Annotated in this window: 21 protein-coding genes and 1 tRNA gene; 9 read left to right on the forward strand and 13 right to left on the reverse strand. The window is 57.4% G+C overall.

All coding sequences use genetic code 11. The annotated features are described in order from the left end of the window. Positions 1–27: 27 nt before the first annotated feature. The 6 genes from AC2FJF_RS20660 to AC2FJF_RS20685 form a co-directional block, all read right to left on the reverse strand. Entirely contained in the window at positions 28–297 is a 270-nt protein-coding gene (locus AC2FJF_RS20660) for a hypothetical protein (RefSeq protein ID WP_170512719.1), read from the reverse strand. Continuing rightward, positions 294–659, reverse strand: coding sequence for a helix-turn-helix transcriptional regulator (locus AC2FJF_RS20665; RefSeq protein WP_282169965.1), 366 nt, complete (start codon positions 657–659; stop codon positions 294–296). Before AC2FJF_RS20665 ends, AC2FJF_RS20660 begins: the two co-directional genes overlap by 4 nt. A gap of 84 nt (positions 660–743) precedes the next feature. Further along, a complete protein-coding gene (locus AC2FJF_RS20670) occupies positions 744–1,259 on the reverse strand; it encodes a hypothetical protein (protein WP_496707281.1) in 516 nt (171 codons plus the stop codon). Then, entirely contained in the window at positions 1,256–2,470 is a 1,215-nt protein-coding gene (locus AC2FJF_RS20675) for a tyrosine-type recombinase/integrase (RefSeq protein WP_282169963.1), read from the reverse strand. Before AC2FJF_RS20675 ends, AC2FJF_RS20670 begins: the two co-directional genes overlap by 4 nt. Positions 2,471–2,625: 155 nt before the next feature. Next, positions 2,626–2,701, reverse strand: a tRNA-Ala gene (locus AC2FJF_RS20680). A gap of 142 nt (positions 2,702–2,843) precedes the next feature. Then, complete coding sequence (locus AC2FJF_RS20685) at positions 2,844–3,170, reverse strand: TIGR02300 family protein (RefSeq protein WP_496726988.1); 327 nt, start codon at positions 3,168–3,170, stop codon at positions 2,844–2,846. A 100-nt stretch (positions 3,171–3,270) separates the two neighbouring features. Here AC2FJF_RS20685 and AC2FJF_RS20690 point away from each other — a divergent pair, with 100 nt between their 5' ends. The 3 genes from AC2FJF_RS20690 (at position 3,271) to AC2FJF_RS20700 (ending at position 5,883) form a co-directional block, all read left to right on the forward strand. Continuing rightward, positions 3,271–3,966: a M48 family metallopeptidase gene (locus AC2FJF_RS20690; protein ID WP_496726989.1), complete on the forward strand. Its 696-nt coding sequence runs from the start codon at positions 3,271–3,273 to the stop codon at positions 3,964–3,966. Between the two features lie 30 nt (positions 3,967–3,996). Further along, the gene (locus tag AC2FJF_RS20695; RefSeq protein WP_496726990.1) at positions 3,997–4,644 is read left to right on the forward strand and encodes a GntR family transcriptional regulator; all 648 of its coding nucleotides are present in this window, start codon (positions 3,997–3,999) and stop codon (positions 4,642–4,644) included. Positions 4,645–4,755: 111 nt separating this feature from the next. Next, a complete protein-coding gene (locus tag AC2FJF_RS20700) occupies positions 4,756–5,883 on the forward strand; it encodes a lytic murein transglycosylase (protein ID WP_496726991.1) in 1,128 nt (375 codons plus the stop codon). A 4-nt stretch (positions 5,884–5,887) separates the two neighbouring features. Here AC2FJF_RS20700 and AC2FJF_RS20705 read toward each other — a convergent pair whose 3' ends face one another. From AC2FJF_RS20705 to AC2FJF_RS20715, 3 genes are all read right to left on the reverse strand, one after another. Next, the gene (locus tag AC2FJF_RS20705) at positions 5,888–6,850 is read right to left on the reverse strand and encodes an acetyl-CoA carboxylase carboxyltransferase subunit alpha (protein WP_108861352.1); all 963 of its coding nucleotides are present in this window, start codon (positions 6,848–6,850) and stop codon (positions 5,888–5,890) included. A 101-nt stretch (positions 6,851–6,951) separates the two neighbouring features. Further along, on the reverse strand, positions 6,952–7,635 hold the full coding sequence (locus AC2FJF_RS20710) for a hypothetical protein (protein ID WP_496726992.1): 684 nt from the start codon (positions 7,633–7,635) through the stop codon (positions 6,952–6,954). A gap of 236 nt (positions 7,636–7,871) precedes the next feature. Next, entirely contained in the window at positions 7,872–8,468 is a 597-nt protein-coding gene (locus AC2FJF_RS20715) for a LysE family translocator (RefSeq protein ID WP_109312213.1), read from the reverse strand. Between the two features lie 73 nt (positions 8,469–8,541). Here AC2FJF_RS20715 and AC2FJF_RS20720 point away from each other — a divergent pair, with 73 nt between their 5' ends. Further along, positions 8,542–8,994, forward strand: coding sequence for an Lrp/AsnC family transcriptional regulator (locus AC2FJF_RS20720; protein ID WP_496726993.1), 453 nt, complete (start codon positions 8,542–8,544; stop codon positions 8,992–8,994). Between the two features lie 115 nt (positions 8,995–9,109). Further along, positions 9,110–9,685 carry a PA14 domain-containing protein gene (locus tag AC2FJF_RS20725; RefSeq protein WP_109312215.1) on the forward strand — a complete coding sequence of 192 codons (576 nt, stop codon included), beginning with the start codon at positions 9,110–9,112 and terminating at the stop codon, positions 9,683–9,685. 41 nt (positions 9,686–9,726) lie between these two features. On the opposite strand, the gene AC2FJF_RS20730 is transcribed toward AC2FJF_RS20725, so the two are convergent. Next, positions 9,727–10,686, reverse strand: a complete 960-nt coding sequence (locus AC2FJF_RS20730) for an L-malyl-CoA/beta-methylmalyl-CoA lyase (RefSeq protein ID WP_496726994.1) — start codon at positions 10,684–10,686, stop codon at positions 9,727–9,729. 295 nt (positions 10,687–10,981) lie between these two features. Here AC2FJF_RS20730 and dgcN point away from each other — a divergent pair, with 295 nt between their 5' ends. The 3 genes from dgcN (at position 10,982) to AC2FJF_RS20745 (ending at position 13,895) form a co-directional block, all read left to right on the forward strand. Next, positions 10,982–11,983 carry an N-acetyltransferase DgcN gene (dgcN, locus tag AC2FJF_RS20735; RefSeq protein WP_108861347.1) on the forward strand — a complete coding sequence of 334 codons (1,002 nt, stop codon included), beginning with the start codon at positions 10,982–10,984 and terminating at the stop codon, positions 11,981–11,983. Between the two features lie 74 nt (positions 11,984–12,057). Next, complete coding sequence (gene dgcA, locus AC2FJF_RS20740) at positions 12,058–13,023, forward strand: N-acetyl-D-Glu racemase DgcA (RefSeq protein ID WP_496726995.1); 966 nt, start codon at positions 12,058–12,060, stop codon at positions 13,021–13,023. 11 nt (positions 13,024–13,034) lie between these two features. After that, positions 13,035–13,895 carry a D-amino-acid transaminase gene (locus AC2FJF_RS20745; protein WP_496726996.1) on the forward strand — a complete coding sequence of 287 codons (861 nt, stop codon included), beginning with the start codon at positions 13,035–13,037 and terminating at the stop codon, positions 13,893–13,895. A 43-nt stretch (positions 13,896–13,938) separates the two neighbouring features. Here AC2FJF_RS20745 and AC2FJF_RS20750 read toward each other — a convergent pair whose 3' ends face one another. The 3 genes from AC2FJF_RS20750 to AC2FJF_RS20760 form a co-directional block, all read right to left on the reverse strand. Beyond that, a complete protein-coding gene (locus AC2FJF_RS20750) occupies positions 13,939–14,253 on the reverse strand; it encodes a DUF1244 domain-containing protein (protein WP_496726997.1) in 315 nt (104 codons plus the stop codon). Positions 14,254–14,330: 77 nt separating this feature from the next. Continuing rightward, on the reverse strand, positions 14,331–14,570 hold the full coding sequence (locus AC2FJF_RS20755) for a DUF6868 family protein (RefSeq protein ID WP_108861343.1): 240 nt from the start codon (positions 14,568–14,570) through the stop codon (positions 14,331–14,333). A 65-nt stretch (positions 14,571–14,635) separates the two neighbouring features. Continuing rightward, positions 14,636–15,373, reverse strand: coding sequence for an N-formylglutamate amidohydrolase (locus tag AC2FJF_RS20760; protein WP_496726998.1), 738 nt, complete (start codon positions 15,371–15,373; stop codon positions 14,636–14,638). A 132-nt stretch (positions 15,374–15,505) separates the two neighbouring features. Here AC2FJF_RS20760 and pyk point away from each other — a divergent pair, with 132 nt between their 5' ends. Then, a complete protein-coding gene (gene pyk / locus AC2FJF_RS20765; RefSeq protein ID WP_496726999.1) occupies positions 15,506–16,951 on the forward strand; it encodes a pyruvate kinase in 1,446 nt (481 codons plus the stop codon). The last annotated feature ends 121 nt before the right edge of the window (positions 16,952–17,072 follow it).

Consider the following 17,072-nt stretch of genomic DNA (forward strand, 5'->3'; position numbering starts at 1 on the left):
TCTCCGTGCGGCGGGGTTTCTCCATTCCTATTCCGCTGCCAGATCGGGCGTGTCGATCTTCACAAGCCGCCAGTCGATACCCGCCGCAATTGCGCGGACATGTTCAGCGCGCCAAAAATGCTGGCGACCAATCTGGATGGGTTCCGGCGCATCGCCGCTGTCCACCATACGCAACCACGTGCTTGGCGATCCGGGGAACATGCCCAACGCACCGCTGTGGGTGGAAAGCTGTTTCAGTGTGACGTTCCCTGTTTTCGGGAAGCTGTCGGGGTGGATAGGCATACGGGCGACACTCATGCGGACGCCTGCGTCTGAGGTTCTTCGCCATTGGCTTTTTCAATTGCAGCCCGTGACCGCTTGAAAAAACCTTTCTCCATCATTTCCTGGCCCAGCTTCTCTGCCTTCTTGGCCTCAAGGCCTTCGTAGCTACGAATGATGTCACGGGGATCGTGATCGCCACCAGCTTCTATCCAATTGGTGATGTCGCTGCCGAGATACCGGATTTGTCCCGTGGGAAGGTTCATGAATTTCGGGCCGAGATGGTACTCGCGCCAGTGGTCCAACAGATAGAACTCGTCGTCGCTGAGACCGAGCAGCGCCGCCAGATACCGCTGATCATAAAGACGGTGTGGAACGGGCACTTCGATGTGATCTGACATTGCTAGCCTCCTACAAAAAGATACTGGCAATTCAGATAATGAAAGCAGGGGGGTAAGAACAAACGTTCTAATTTACCCCCCTGATCAGGTGGGTGAGAACACCCCAAGAATGACGTCTTCAACCGTCATTTGGTTGTGTATTCGAGACACTCTTTCAGTGAGTTTCCGGATCATTTCCTGCGCGGCAAAGTTCAGATTGAGGCGGTAGTTCTGATCACTGATATCTGGAGCTTTCAGCGTGGCTTTATGCCACTTGACTACATCGTCACGATCAATCTGCATTACATTTGCAATCAGAGTTCGCGCTTTTTCCACGTTATAGCCTTGCTGATCGATCAGGTACATGACGCCACCCGCAACGCCGCCTTGAAAACCGATTTCCATCGGGTCTTTCGCAGCATTGCCTGCATTCGCTTTGTGCATTGCAGTTGTGCGATCTCTCAGGTGCTTGTCCAGCGCTGGTGACACTATTTCTTCCTGCTCGCGCAAAACATCCAGAATGTCATGCAAGTCGAGAACGTAGGACCATTCGCCAGATTTCACGCGCTCGTTTAAACGTCCACGCAACCAGTCGAAATCTTTTAATACCGTGTCACTCACAACTTTGCCCCCGCAATCAACGGCACCACGATAGCACCGCCCTCCTGAAGCTGAACCAGAAACTGCGAATAAGCTTCCATCATAACGCGGCGCTGGGCGAGGAACGATGTGCGGTCATATGCGCGGCCATGCTGTTCCTTCGATGCGTGGGATAACTGTGCCTCTGCCAGTTTCTCGTCGAACCCGAGATGCTCGGTCACCAATGTGCGCAGCGTTGCCCGCAGGCCATGTGCGTCGGTCTCTCCATCAAACCCGATCCTGCGGATCATGTTCATTGTGGCCGGTTCAGAAACAGGTCCGTTCTCGCTGGCGAATACGTACTCGCGGTGGCCATTGAGCTTGTACATCTCGTTGAGGATTTTGATCACCGCGTCCGTCAGGGGTATGGCGAGCGTGATACCTGTCTTGGTGACAGGGTTGTTCCAGACCCGCTCGCCCATGTTGATGTCCGCCCATCGCATTTTGCGCACCTCACCGGCCCTCTGACCTGTATGTGCGATAATCTGCACCAGAGGTTTGCCCAAAGTGTGATGCGGCCAAGCGTCCAGCGCCTGCAGAAACAGCGCCAGACGTTCTGGCTCAACGATGGCTGGGTGGTGCTTCTTCGGCTGGGGCTTGAACCTGTCGATCACGTTTGCTCCCGGCACGACAGAGATCAAGCCTTCGGCCTCCGCATAGCCTAGAACTTGCCGCAGGATGCGAATGACCCGGCGTGCAGTCTCATGCGATCCACGATCCGCGATCTTGAGCGCAACGGCCTTGATATCGACTGCCGTGATATCCGCGACCACTACAGCCCCCAACAGAGGGATGGCATCCTTTTCGATCCGGTTGCGGGCGCGGACATAAGTCTTCTCTGCCCAGTGTGGACGCTCCTCTGCCAGCCATGCGCGTGCGACACCGGCGAAGGTGGTGTCCGTCAGACCTGACCGAGCCTGTACCCCTGCGCGCATCTCCGCCACGTCGGGGTTGATATTGGTGTCAAGCAAGTTCCTCTGCGCCTCGACGCGCTGGCGCGCGTCCTTGAGGCCGACAGAGGGATAGGAGCCCAAGCTCATCTCACGCTGCTTACCATCGACCCTATAGCGCCAGACCCATGTCCTGCCGCCTTTCGGGTGAACGATCAGCGTCAGGCCACCGCCATCTGCCAGCTTGATCTTCTTGTAGCCGGGTTTCGCAGCCTTGATTTGTTTGTCTGTAAGTTTGGTCATCTTGCATACTTTCTCACTGGCGAACCCCACACAGACCCCCACAATGGGTATTCTGGCAGAGCCCAAGTTTCCTTGGGGGTGAGAAAGACTGGCACGTCAAAAGCCTTATTTACAAAGCCGTGTGACTGCGAGTGAATTCGAACTGAGGAGAAAAATGGTGGAGCCTAGGGGAGTCGAACCCCTGACCTCTTGCATGCCATGCAAGCGCTCTCCCAACTGAGCTAAGGCCCCATCATGGTACCGCGGCTGCGGTGGGCGGACATTTATGAGACAGCGACAATGAGTGCAAGTCCAAAAATGGACTTTGCGGAAAAGTTTCTGCCTCGCATCCGAGGATCGTCTGAGGCGGCGCAGGGGCCGCCCCGGACAGGTTTTAGCTGTCGTCTTCCGACGGCATGTCGGTGATCTCTTCCAGCGAAACGTCGTCGTTGCTGTCATCATCATCGTCCAACAGATCATCGTCCAGTTCGACGTCGACATTTTCGTCATCGTCCAGAACCAGATCTTCTTCTGAAGCATTTTCGCGTGCTTTTGCCGATGCGGCATCTTCCGCATCTGCCGCGATCATCCGGCTCTTGCCGGTTTCAAGCTCCACGATCTCGCCGGTGTAGGGGCTGACGATCGGGTTCTTATTCAGGTCGTAAAACCGCTTACCGGTCGTCGGGCAAACGCGCTTTACACCCCATTCTTCCTTGGGCATTTCAGATCCCCTTGATATCAGGTGAGTCGTAGTAATGATTCAGGTCACGTGCCACATGCAGCGGGCACTGTCAAAGCCTTTGAGCAGGAGAAACAGGCACATGGGGGATCACGCATTGCCCGGAAAACCGCCGGTGCCGCTAACGCTGCGCAAATCGGCCAGGGCACGGCGTATCAGCCTGCGGATTTCTCAATTGGATGGGCGGGTTACACTAACCTACCCTAAAGGTGTGGCTGAAACCGAGGCGCTGAATTTCGCCAAGGTCAAGGAAGACTGGATCCGTCAGCATCTTGAGGGCCGACCCAACCCATCAGCCGTAGGATTCGGACAATCAATCTCCATAGAAGGCAAAGATAGGCGAATCGTACTGGCAGAGGGCCGACGCGTTCTGCTGCGGGACGCAGAGGTTGCAGTCCCCAAAGGGGCCGAAGCCCGGCGATTGGCACGGTTCCTAAAGGAACTGGCGCGGGATCGCCTGACCGAGGCCTGCGACGATTATGCGGCAATGCTGGGCCGACCTTATTCCAGCCTGACCTTGCGCGATACGCGGTCTCGTTGGGGATCGTGCAGTTCGACTGGTGGTCTGATGTTTTCGTGGCGCCTGATCCTCGCGCCATCGGACATCCTTCATTATGTCGCCGCACATGAGGTTGCGCATCTGGCCGAAATGAACCATTCCCCCGCGTTCTGGGCGCAGGTCGAGCGTCTGTTTGGTGACTGCAAAGCCCAAAGGCGCTGGCTGCGCGACAACGGGGCGCAGCTTCATCAGTACAGATTTGATGGCGCGACGAGTTGACCGCGCGGCAATTTGTGATCACATGGGGTTATGTTAAGCGCTCGCCAAACCGACACCCAACCTGCAGCTCATGATCTGGTCTATCGAGCCCTGCGCTCGCGTATCATGCACGGCGACATAGCGCCCGGGCAGGCGTTGACCCTGCGCGGCATCGGCAAGGAATTTGATGTCTCAATGACGCCTGCGCGTGAAGCGGTGCGGCGGCTGGTGGCCGAAGGGGCGTTGTTTCTGTCTTCTTCGGGTCGGGTGTCCACGCCCGAGCTGACCAATGACCGTATCGAAGAGCTGGCAGCCCTGCGTGCACTGCTAGAAGTCGAGCTGGCCAGCCGTGCATTGCCCCGTGCGCACATGGCGCTGATTGACCGGTTGCAGAGCATCAACATGACCGTCGCGGAAATGGTCACGAAACGGGATGCTGTCGGTTACATCCGATCAAACCTAGAATTCCATCGCACGCTGTATCTGCGCGCTCAGGCTCCGGCGATGCTGGCCATTGTGGAAACCGTGTGGCTTCAGTTGGGGCCGACGATGCGCGCGCTTTACGGGCGGTTGCGGCGGACAGAGCCGCCGCATTATCACAAGCTGATCATCGCCGCGTTGAAGGCGGGGGATGAGCCCGGATTGCGGCTGGCCGTACGTTCAGATGTGACGCAGGGGCTGCGCATGCTGGTCAATTGAGCGGCTTGTCGCCGAAGTGATCGGGTTGCCTTTTCTAGGCACCGCAGAACTAGCTTGCGCACTTGGTCTGCGATACTCTGACCCAAATCACAACAAGAGCAGATTTCAGACATGATCAATCGACGCCTATTTTCAGTTGGACTTGGGTCAACCTTTTTGGCCGCCTGTTCGGGTGGCGCGCCAACCAGCGCCCCGGCAACGCGGATGCGGGCCGTCCCCAACGCAGGGTGGGACGCCTGGGTTGCCGGGTTCAAGTCGCGCGCGGCCTCGCAAGGCATTTCTCAGACCACCATCAACCGGGCCTTTCAGGGGGCAGGGTATCTGCCGGATGTGATCGAACGGGACCGCAATCAGGTCGAATTCAAGCGCTCACTCGAAGACTACCTGGCGATTGCTGCGTCGGATGAACGGATCGCAACCGGCAAACAGATGCTGGTACGCCATGCCGGAACCCTGTCAGCGATCGAGGCAAAATACGGCGTCGACAAAGAGGTTGTCGTGGCCGTATGGGGCTTGGAAAGCCGGTATGGAGCCCGCCGCGGGGATGTGCCGGTGGTATCAGCGGTTTCAACCTTGGCCTATGACGGGCGTCGCGGCGCGTTTTTTGAAAAGCAATTGATAGCCGCCCTGAAGATCATTCAAGAGGGCGATACATCGCCCGCGAACATGACCGGCAGTTGGGCCGGGGCGATGGGGCACACGCAGTTCATCCCGACCTCTTATTTGGCCTACGCGGTGGATTTTACCGGTGATGGTCGTCGGGATATCTGGTCTGAGGATCCCACGGACTCTTTGGCCTCGACCGCCGCATATCTGGCGCGCGCTGGCTGGGTAAGCGGACAGCCTTGGGGGGGCGAAGCAGGTACTGTTTCGGGAACGCCTGTGGCGGTGTTGCAGCCGCAAACGCCGGGGCCGCGGATTGCGGTGTTCCGCAACTTCCAGGTGATCAAGCGCTATAACAACTCGGACAGCTACGCGATCGGCGTTGGGCATCTGTCGGACCGGATCGCCGGTGGCGCGCCGTTTCAGGCCTCGTTCGGGCCCGATGCGACCGGGTTGACGCTTGAGGATCGCAAAGAGCTGCAGCGCCGACTGACATCCGCAGGGTACGACACCCAGGGCGCGGATGGGGTTATCGGCAACAATACGAAATCCGCCATCAGCGCGTATCAACGCGCCAGTGGTTTGGCCGTAACCGGTGAACCTTCAGCGGCTTTGTTGCGTCAGCTCGGCGGCTGACGGATTACGCCGCCAGCCCTTTCGAGCCGATATCCAGGAATTTTTGGCGGCGGTCCTTGATCAGGGCTGCCGCATCCTTGCCATCCAGCTCTTTCAGCATAGCAGCAATGGCACCTCGTACAGAGTCGACCGTTGCGGCGCGGTCGCGATGCGCGCCGCCCTTGGGTTCGGTGATGATGTGATCACAGACGCCCAGCTTTTGCAGGTCTTGAGCAGTCAGCCGTAGCGCTTCGGCGGCCTCACGCATCTTTTCCGAATCCTTCCACAGGATCGACGCACAGCCTTCAGGTGAGATTACCGAATAGACCGAATGTTCCAGCATCGCGACCCGGTTTGCCGTGGCAAACGCTACTGCGCCGCCTGAACCACCTTCGCCGATGATCACAGACACCAAAGGCACGCCGATCTTCAAGCACATTTCGGTCGACCGCGCGATGGCCTCGGACTGGCCGCGTTCCTCGGCACCTTTGCCCGGATATGCACCGGCCGTGTCGATCAGAGTGATGACGGGCAGACCGAAACGTCCAGCCATTTCCATCAGGCGTACGGCCTTGCGATAACCTTCAGGGCGGGCCATGCCGAAATTCCGTTCGATCCGAGATTTGGTGTCCGAGCCTTTTTCGTGCCCGATCACCATGACGGGCTGGTCGTCGAAACGGGCCAGGCCACCGATCACAGCCAGATCGTCAGCAAAGTTGCGATCACCCGCTAGCGGTGTGAATTCGGTAAACAGTTCTGCCACGTAATCCTGGCAATGGGGGCGTTCAGGGTGACGCGCGACCTGACATTTTCGCCACGGAGTGAGGTCACCGTAAAGCTCGTCCAGCAGCTTGGCAGCCTTGGCGTCCAGCGCAGCGGCTTCTTCGGCCACGTCCATCTCTTCGTTGGCACGGGCCAGCGCGCGCAGTTCCTCGGCCTTGCCTTCGATCTCGGCCAGGGGTTTTTCGAAATCCAGATACTGGGTCATGACGCCTCTCAACGCGGAAGTTCATTGCTATATGAACTTGCTGTCAGAGGAATGCAACACAAGGTAAAGCGCGCCCCGATCAAGGGCCGCGCCGGTATGGGTCACTTCACAGGTACGTAGCTGGTCGGAAGGCCGTCGTCGTCAGCGTTCACCATGTAGTACTGGTTCTCGCCGCTGTCCCAGACCAGAAATGCGTCCGCGCCTTCGGGTTTGGTCTGTTCGCCCCATGGGGCCTGAATGGTCAGAGCATCGCTTTTTGCATATCCCAGATCAGACAGGCGCAGCATATCAACCGGTGTTGTCTTGAGCGCGCCAACAATGCCGGGCGCCTGATCTTCGAACATCGCCTTGACCTCAGGGGCCATGTCCAGCCGTTCGATCAGGCGCGTATTCTTGGCGGCAACACTGTCCAGCGAAACCAGCTCGTAGGCCTCGTCAAACGTGCTTTTGCCGATGATGTAGAAGTCTGGGCCATCCTTGCGGAACTGCAGCGCAATGATCGAGCCGGTGTTCTCGGTCAGGTAAGCCTGATCGTAACTGGTGCCATCAACCGAACCGAGGTTTTCGCGTATCGCGTCGGGGATGGCGTCGAAGTCATCGCTGGTCAGCTGCCAACCCAGGATTGGGCGATCCTTGATATAGGCTTCGGGCGCCGGGTTATGCTGGCTGACACGTTCAGAAATCATGGTTTGTGTCTGGACGTCATCGGCCTGCGCAATAGCCGGTATTGCGGCAAGGATGGCGGCAAACAGAATTTGGCGGAGCGGGCGAGATGGATTGTTCATATCGGTCCTCATTTACCATGTTGAAAAATCTATTGGTCTCGTGAGTTATACGCCCAGTGTAACATTCTTACCTGTGTATTCCGATTTGAATTCAGCAAGATATGTGGCCGCAGAATATGCATCCCTAGGCGGGCAAATAGAAAGGATGCTGATGACGACCCGTTATGAAGGCCGCGTTCTGCGTGTTTTGGCCCACGTTCATGATAATCTGACTGAAAACCTGCCGCTGAAATTGCTCAGTTCGGGTATAGAACCGGGTAGAGCGAGCCGACGAGCAAAGCCGCCATTGTCCAGTTGAACACCATCAACCGGCGTGGGTTCGTCAGGATGCGCGCCATTTGCTGACCCAAAACGGTCCATGTGCTGACCGAGGGCAGGTTGACTGCTCCGAAAACAAGGGCCACCACAATGATCGCCTGAAGGGTCTGATCAGGTGTGTAGGCGGTTGTGGCTGTCAGGGCCATGGCCCAGGCCTTTGGGTTGACCCACTGAAAGGCTGCTGCCTGCAGGAATGTCATCGGCGTGCCTGTCGTGTTTTGCCCCTTCGCCGGGGCGGCATGTGCGATTTTCCAAGCAAGGAACAGAAGATATGCAACAGAGGCGAATTTCAGCACCGTGTAGCTGATCGGATATCTGTCGAATAGCTGCACCAGCCCGGTGCCGACCAATAGCACCATGAAGGTAAACCCAAGCCCGATCCCCAGCATGTGCGGGATGCTCTTGCGAAATCCGAAATTGGCCCCAGACGCCATCAGCATCAGGTTGTTGGGTCCAGGTGTAATGGACGAGACAAAAGCAAAGGCGATCAGGGCCAGAAGGATATCGTAGGTCATAAGTTGGATAATTGCTGCAAACCGAACAAATGAAATTGCGTTTTAATGCGCGATCTCGTTAATATCACAATCAATGGCGAAAATTGACCACATAAATCAGCAAATATTGCGAGAACTTTCGCAAGACGGCCGCATCAGTAATCTGGATCTGGCGGACCGGGTGGGATTGTCTCCTTCTGCCTGCCTGCGCCGCGTGCAGGAGCTGGAGCATTCGGGTGTAATCTCGGGCTACCGCGCAGTCCTGAACCCAACCGAGATTGGTGTCGGATTCGTCGCCTATATCGGCGTTGGGCTGGGTGAACACACCAAAGCCGCACAGGAAGGGTTCGAACGCGCCCTTCAACGTGTGCCGGAAGTGGTCGAATGCCACAATATAACGGGGACCATCGAATACCTGTTGCGCGTGGAATGCGCGGACTTACCGTCGTACAAGACATTCCACACCGAAGTTCTGGGAACACTGCCGCATGTGACGTCGATCACGTCTTATGTGGTGATGGATTCGCCCAAAGATATGCGCGCCTGACGTTGGAATTGTGATCTTCAACCGGCTTGCCGGGTGAATTTTCACAGCCTAGTGTCTTCTCAAGGACCTGATCGAAGGGGAACAACCCCAACAGGCCACACACAGGGAGAAGATAATGAAATTTGTTCGCATTGGAGCGCTGATAGCAGCTGCGGCGTTTATCGCCAGTTCAGCAGTGGCCGCGCCGCTCAAATTGCAGCCCGCCAGTCCGCAACCCAGTCCAAAAGCGGGATTGAATGTAAAATATGTGGGAACTGGTACTCAGCGCAAAATCCGCAATCTCACTCATGCCAAGCAGTTATTGCCTAAGGCCCAGCCGGGGCAGCCGCTGATCGGTTTGGATTATAGGGATACAAACGAGGGCGAGGATGTTTTGACATTCGACCACCACTATAATGTCGCTGCAGAAATCACCGGTTACATGCGCTTTGACTCACCGGGCGTTTACGAGTTGGAGACATGGTCAAACGATGGAATCGATGCCTGGGTCGGCGGGCAGCAGATCGGCAAAGTCAATAGTATTCAGGGGTGTGAGGCCAATCAACGAACTGAAGTAGAGGTGCCGAAGGCGGGCTGGTATCCGCTGAAGATAATCTATTTTCAGAAGCTCGGTACATCTTGCCTGATGATGAAGTCAGGAAAAAAGGGTGAGCGTTTTACATGGACGCCTAACGACGTCTTTGGCCGGTAGGCCCCAATAAGGCGCCCCTAAGGGCGCCTTATTCAATTAGATCAGCTCGCGGCGATCAATTCGGCCTGCGCCACGATCACCTCGGCCTGTTTGATCGAGGCGATGTCGACCAGACGGCCTTTGTAAACAGTTGCGCCTTCGCCATTGGCTTTGGCCTGCTCCATCGCAGCCAGGATTTCGCGTGCCTCGGACACGGCTTCGTCCGACGGGGTGAAGACCAGGTTGGCCAACGCGATCTGCTTGGGGTGGATCGCCCATTTACCAACCATGCCCAAGGTAGCCGAACGTTTCGCTTGCGCGATGTAACCTTCGTCGTCTGAGAAGTCGCCAAAGGGTCCGTCCACGGGCAGAACGCCATGTGTCCGGCATGCCGCAACAATGGCAGCCTGCGCCCAATGCCACGGATCGGACCAATGCTTTTCGCCTTCGCGCAGCATGTAATAGTTTTCTTGCGTGCCGCCGATACCGGTGGTCTGCATCCCCATCGAGGCTGCAAAATCTGCTGCACCCAGGCTCATCGCTTGCATGCGTGGAGACGAGGCCGCGATCTCTTCGACATGCGCAACGCCAGCCGCAGATTCGATGATGACCTCAAAGCTGACGGGTTTTGTACGGCCCTTGGCGCGCTCGATGGCGGTGACCAGCGCGTCTACGGCGTAGACATCTGCCGCGCAGCCGACCTTGGGGATCATGATCTGATCCAGCCGGTCGCCGGCCTGTTCCAGCAGGTCCACCACATCGCGGTACCAATAGGGCGTGTCCAGCCCGTTGATGCGCACGGACATGTATTTGTTGCCCCAATCGACGGTGTTCAGCGCTTCGATCACATTTGCGCGCGCGGCGTCCTTGTCCGACGGCGCGACCGAGTCCTCAAGGTCGAGGTTGATTACGTCAGCGGCCGACGCGGCCATTTTCGGGAACAGCTTGGTGTTTGATCCCGGTCCGAACAACTGGCAACGGTTGGGGCGCGCGGGGGCGGCGGGTTGGATGCGAAAGCTCATCTGGACCTCGTGCGAGAAAGGAAATTACGATTTTCTTGCCTCATGAGGTATTAAATTGCGCAAGCCATAGCAAGCATCTTTGTGCAGGTGCGGCAATGCAATCGCAGCAATTGCCGCAATGCTGGGTCAAAACAGCGATTAAAGTTTAATCGCTTTAAAAACTTGAAAAATTAGTGCGCCACTTAAAGGAATGGCGCAAAAATTTCCCACGTGACGGGGCGTTGTCAGGCGAAAACGCGAAACACTCGTGGAAATCGTCCCCTAGATTGCGCCAGAATCAAAGGAGTGAACCGCAATGATCGAGACACCGTACCTGCTGTTTTTGGGCGATGCGCCCGACCAATTGGCGGCCAAAGTGGCAGTTGGCATTAAGGACTGGCGTCCTGAAAATGCCGTCGGCCAGTACCGTATGGAAGGTTGTAAGGCTGATTTGGGCCTGACCGACATGTCCCTGACCGAAGCGAAAGAAGCCGGCGCCAAGACGCTGGTCATCGGCGTGGCCAACCGTGGCGGCGTGATCAGCCAGGAATGGAAGAAAGTTCTGGTGATGGCGCTCGAGGAAGGATTTGACCTCGCCTCGGGCCTGCACAACCTGTTGTGTGACGAACCCGATCTGGTTGCCGTTGCCGAGGCCACTGGCCGCAAGCTGCACGATGTTCGTGTGCCATCGGTCGAGTATCCGATTGCAAATGGTATCAAGCGCAAAGGTAAGCGCTGCCTGGCCGTTGGCACCGATTGCTCGGTCGGTAAGATGTATACTGCGATGGCAATGGATGCCGAAATGCGCGAGCGCGGCATGAAGTCGACCTTCCGCGCAACCGGTCAGACCGGCATCCTGATCACCGGGGACGGCGTGCCATTGGACGCGGTCATCGCGGATTTCATGGCGGGTTCGGTCGAATGGCTGACACCTGACAATGATGATGACCACTGGGATCTGATCGAAGGGCAGGGGTCGCTGTTCCACGTGTCTTATTCCGGTGTGACCATGGCGCTGATCCACGGCGGCCAGCCCGATGCGCTGATCCTGAGCCACGAACCGACCCGAGAGCATATGCGCGGGCTGCCGACCTATCAGTTGCCGACACTGGAAGCGCTGCGCGACACGGCGCTGGCACTGGCAAAGGTCGCGAATCCGGCATGTGAGGTCGTTGGGGTTTCGGTTAACACCCAGCATATGTCCGAAGAGGACGCCACCGCATACCTGGCCAAGGTTGAGGCGGAAATGGGCCTGCCTGCGACTGACCCGTTCCGCTTTGGTTCGGGTAAGCTGGTGGATGCGCTGGCCGCACTGTGATCTAAGCGGCGCGTCGGAGGCGGGCTTGTCCGCCTTCGGCGAGAGTATTTTGAAAAAGATGAAGGAGCTGGCGCGTGCAGGTAGAAGTTTCTCGTGACATGTTTCGGCTGGCGCAGGTTTTTACGATCTCGCGTGGGTCTCGGACCGAGGCCAGGGTGCTGACGGTTCGGATTTCTGACGGTACCCATCAGGGGTGGGGCGAATGCGTGCCCTATGCCAGGTATGATGAAACGCTGGATTCGGTCGAGGCCGAGATCGCAGCTTTGCCTGCTGAATTTACCCGCGACAGCCTGATGGACCTTTTGCCTGCAGGCGCGGCGCGGAATGCGGTGGACTGCGCCCTTTGGGATCTGGAGGCAAAACGCGCCGGAAAGCGCGCCTGGGATCTGGCCGGGCTGCCAGTTCCGGGACCAGAGATCACTGCGTATACACTGTCGCTCGATACGCCGGAAAAGATGCAGGCACAGGCTGCCGTCAACGCGCATCGGCCCTTGTTGAAGATCAAGCTGGGAACGCCGGATGACATGCCCCGGCTGGAGGCCGTGCGCGCAGGTGCACCAGATGCCACGATCATCGTCGATGCAAACGAAGGCTGGTCCGCTGGTGTTTACGCGGACCTTGCCCCGCATCTGGTGCGATTGGGTGTGGCCCTGGTCGAGCAGCCTTTGCCCGCCGGTGAAGATGACGCGCTGATCGGGATGGAGCGCCCCGTGCCGGTGTGTGCCGATGAGTCCTGTCATGATCGCACAAGCCTGCCTGCACTCAAGGGCAAGTACGATGTGGTCAACATCAAGCTCGACAAAACGGGCGGCCTGACAGAGGCGCTGGCCCTGCGGGAACAGGCGCTTGCTGAAGGCTATCGCGTGATGGTCGGATGCATGGTCGGAAGCTCTTTGGCTATGGCACCTGCGACACTGTTGGCACAGGGCGCAATGGTAACAGACCTTGACGGCCCGCTTCTGCTGGCCGAAGACCGCGACAACCCGCTGATTTTTGATGATGCCGGAGTGCACCCGCCCAAAGCGGACCTCTGGGGCTGAGGAGACAAGACATGACCCGCACCGTTTATGTAAATGGCGAATATCTGCCTGAGACCGAGGCCAAAGTATCCATCTTTGACCGTGGTTTTCTGTTTGCAGATGCCGTCTATGAGGTCACCAGTGTTCTGGATGGAAAGCTGATCGATTTCGAAGGTCACGCAGTACGCCTCAAACGGTCTCTGGATGAGCTGGAGATGGCTGAGCCCTGCACAAAGGATGAGTTGCTGGAAATTCATCGCAAGCTGGTAGAGCTGAACGGCATCGAAGAAGGGCTGGTCTATCTGCAGGTCAGCCGCGGTTCGGATGGCGACCGCGATTTTGTATTCCCGCCCGCAGATACCAAGCCCAGCCTTGTGCTGTTCACTCAAAACAAGCCCGGCTTGGCCGATAGCCCAGCCGCCAAGAAGGGCGCCAAGATCATCTCGATCGAAGACATCCGCTGGGGCCGCCGCGACATCAAGACCGTTCAGCTGCTGTACCCGTCGATGGGCAAGATGATGGCCAAGAAGGCAGGCTGTGACGATGCGTGGTTGATTGAGGACGGCTATGTGACCGAAGGCACCAGCAACAACGCCTACTACGTAAAGGACGGCAAGATCGTCACCCGCCCGCTTTCGAACGACATTCTGCACGGCATCACCCGCAAGGCCGTCCTGCGTATGGCCGCCGAGGCGCAGATGGAAGTGGAAGAACGCCTGTTCACCATTGATGAGGCGAAGGAAGCGGATGAGGCTTTTACAACTTCGGCCAGTGCGTTTGTCATGCCCGTGGTTGAGATTGACGGGGTTACGCTGGGCGACGGTACGCCGGGGCCAATCGCCAAGCGTTTGCGAGAGATTTATCTGGACGAAAGCCGCAAGGTCGCAATCTAAACAAAAGGCCCGCCAGGTTGGCGGGCCTCTTTCGTTTTGGGCGTCAGCCCTTATTCGTCACATTCTCTTCGAACGCGACCTTGAAGGCGGCCTGCTTCTCCGGGCTGGCGTCGGTCTGGTAGTTGGCTTTCCATTCATCCATGGTCATGCCATAGAAAATTTGACGGGCTTCATCCTTGCCCATCTCGATGCCTTTTTCATTGGCGGCTTCCTGATACCATCGCGACAGGCAGTTGCGGCAGAACCCGGCCAGATTCATCATGTCGATGTTCTGCACATCGGTGCGGTCCTCCATCAGATGCTGTTGCAAGCGACGGAATGCGGCTGCCTGAAGTTCTATTTCGGTTTGCTTGTCCATGGTCTGGCTCCGGATGACAGAAATACGTGCTGTAAATGACCTAGCGGCCAAAGGGCGATGTTTCAACGATCAGCGTATCAGGCCAGTTTCAATGCCAGCCAAGGAGTGATGCAGAAGATCAGTGTCAAAATCTTGTAGTTGGCCAGATACCGGAAATATGCCCGTTTCACTGCGGGGCGCTCCATCTGGAACATCTTGCCATGAATGCCTGCGATCCAATCCTGCAAGAGCAAGATCATCACCGTGGTGAACAGCAGAACCGCGATGTTAAGCACAGCCATCCAGCCAAAGACGGACGTTAGAAACTCCTGAGTCATTGTGGCCTCCTTTCCCAATAATATGGGGTCTGGGGCGGGTTCTCACAATGACGTGAGGGCTTTTGTCACAAGCCGCTTTCGCCCAGTGCGTCCTGCAAGATAGGAGCTAGCCGCTCGGCCCATTCTCGCTGTCCCGCGTGTTCGGCAATCAGGTCATTGCGCAGCTCGATCAGTGCGTTGGGGCGCCCAAAACTGGTACAGTGTTTGTCAATGGCATCACCGGGCAGCACGCCGGTATAGGGTTCATTAACGCCGACGCAAAGGTCACCCTCGGCCTCTAGACGGTTGATCAACGGGCCCGAGAATCGTTCGTCCGGAGTATGCAAAACCCCGACATGCCAGGGGCGGGGATCACGACCCCTTAGTTGCCGCGTGAACGAGTGCATCGACACGATCACTGCATGCGGCAACGCGGCCATCTGCGCCAGCGCGTCATGATACGGGCGATAGCACATGTTCAACCGCCGTTCTCGTTCTGCCGCATCGGCGTGCCGGTTGCCGGGAATGATCGACCCGTCATAGAGCTTCATCAACAGGGTCGGATCATCTTCGCCGCGGTTCGGATCAATCACGAGGCGGGAAAAATTGGCTGCGATCACGGGCGCATTCAAAAGCTCACCCAGATGCTTTGACACCTCGTAGGCACCTACATCATAAGCGATGTGGCGTTCCATATCTTCACGAGGCAGGCCAAGGTCGCCACCGTGGATGTCGGGCGGAACCAAGTTGGATGCGTGGTCGCATGTGATCAGCCAACGCGAGGGCCGATCCGCGCCGTGGATAAAAAACGGGGAATACGTCATAAGCCTGTCATCTAGTTTGTCGCAGGTTTAGGGCAGTTGCTTTGAAAAGGGAATTGCGCAATAAGCAGGCGGAGCAATGTTTGCGGTAACATTTGCGCAGAATCAAGAGAAGACGTTAGGAGAGCCAGACCAATGCGACGCCTGAGAAATGTGAAAATCGTGGCGACGCTGGGACCGGCGTCAAATGACTATGACATGATCCGCGCGCTGTACGAGGCAGGCGCAGACGTCTTCCGCCTGAATATGAGTCACGGCAGCCATGATGAGATCCGCGAACGCCACCGGATCATCCGACAGATTGAAAAAGATCTGGACAGGCCAATCGCAATTCTGGCTGACCTTCAAGGACCCAAGTTGCGTGTCGGGGTGTTCGCCAACGACGCAGAAGAACTTGAAGAAGGCGCGGCCTTCCGTCTGGACTTGGACCCTGCGCCCGGAGATATCAACCGCGTTTGCCTGCCGCATCCCGAGATTTTTGCCGCGTTGGAGCCGGGTGCGCGCCTTCTGGTCAACGACGGCAAAATCCGCCTGACCGTGCAGGACTGTGGCCAGGATTTCGCTAATTGCACCGTTGAGGTCGGCGGTTCGATCTCGAACCGCAAAGGTGTGAACGTTCCTGATGTGGTGCTGCCCCTGGCCGCCTTGTCGGCCAAGGACCGTGATGATCTGGAGTTTGTCTGCCAACTGGGCGTGGATTGGCTGGCGCTCAGCTTTGTGCAGCGCGCCAAGGACGTGTTTGAGGCTCGCGCGCTGGCAGATGGGCGTGCATCCATCCTGTCGAAGATCGAAAAGCCTGCAGCGGTCGAGGCATTCGACGATATTCTGGATGCCTCTGATGGGATCATGGTCGCGCGCGGCGATCTGGGTGTCGAGCTTCCGGTGTCGGCGGTGCCCCCGATCCAGAAACGACTGGTCCGCAAATGCCGTGGGGCGGCTAAGCCTGTGATCGTGGCCACTCAGATGTTGGAAAGCATGATTGAAAGCCCGATGCCAACCCGGGCCGAGGTCTCGGATGTGGCGACAGCAATCTACGAAGGCACGGATGCGATCATGCTCAGCGCGGAATCCGCTGCGGGTACGTACCCAATCGAGGCCGTGCAAACCATGAACAAGGTTGCAATCGAGGTCGAAGCCGACCCGACCTACACGCAGATTATCGCAGCGTCCCGGACGGCAAAGGGGACTACTATTGCCGATGGTATCGTTGCTGCCGCGCGCGAGATTGCAGAAAAAACAGATATCAAGGCGATTTGCTGTTTTACCCAAAGCGGCACCACCGCGCTGCTGACCGCCCGCGAACGTCCAGGCGTTCCGATCATCGCGATGACGCCTGCCACGGGAACCGCGCGGCGTCTGTGTCTGAGCTGGGGCTGTCATTGCGTGATGACGCCCGAGCTTGAGCGGTTCAAAGGCGCTGTCGTCAACGCGGCCCGTGCGGCCCGTGCCGGTGGGTTCGCATCCGAAGCCGATCAGATCGTGGTGACTGCTGGCGTGCCTTTCAACGTACCGGGAACGACCAATATTTTGCGCATCGCACCCTGTGATGAACGGCTGATCTATAACACCGATCCCGGCTGATGACAGCAATGCCGGGCTCGGTGAAACATAGTATCAAACCGATACGCCTAAATTTTAGGCGGAAAAGTAACAACAATTTCAACAATATAGCGAATTATTGCTTGCGCCCATAAGATAACTC

The sequence above is a fragment of the Ruegeria sp. CDSB013 genome, from assembly GCF_059611165.1.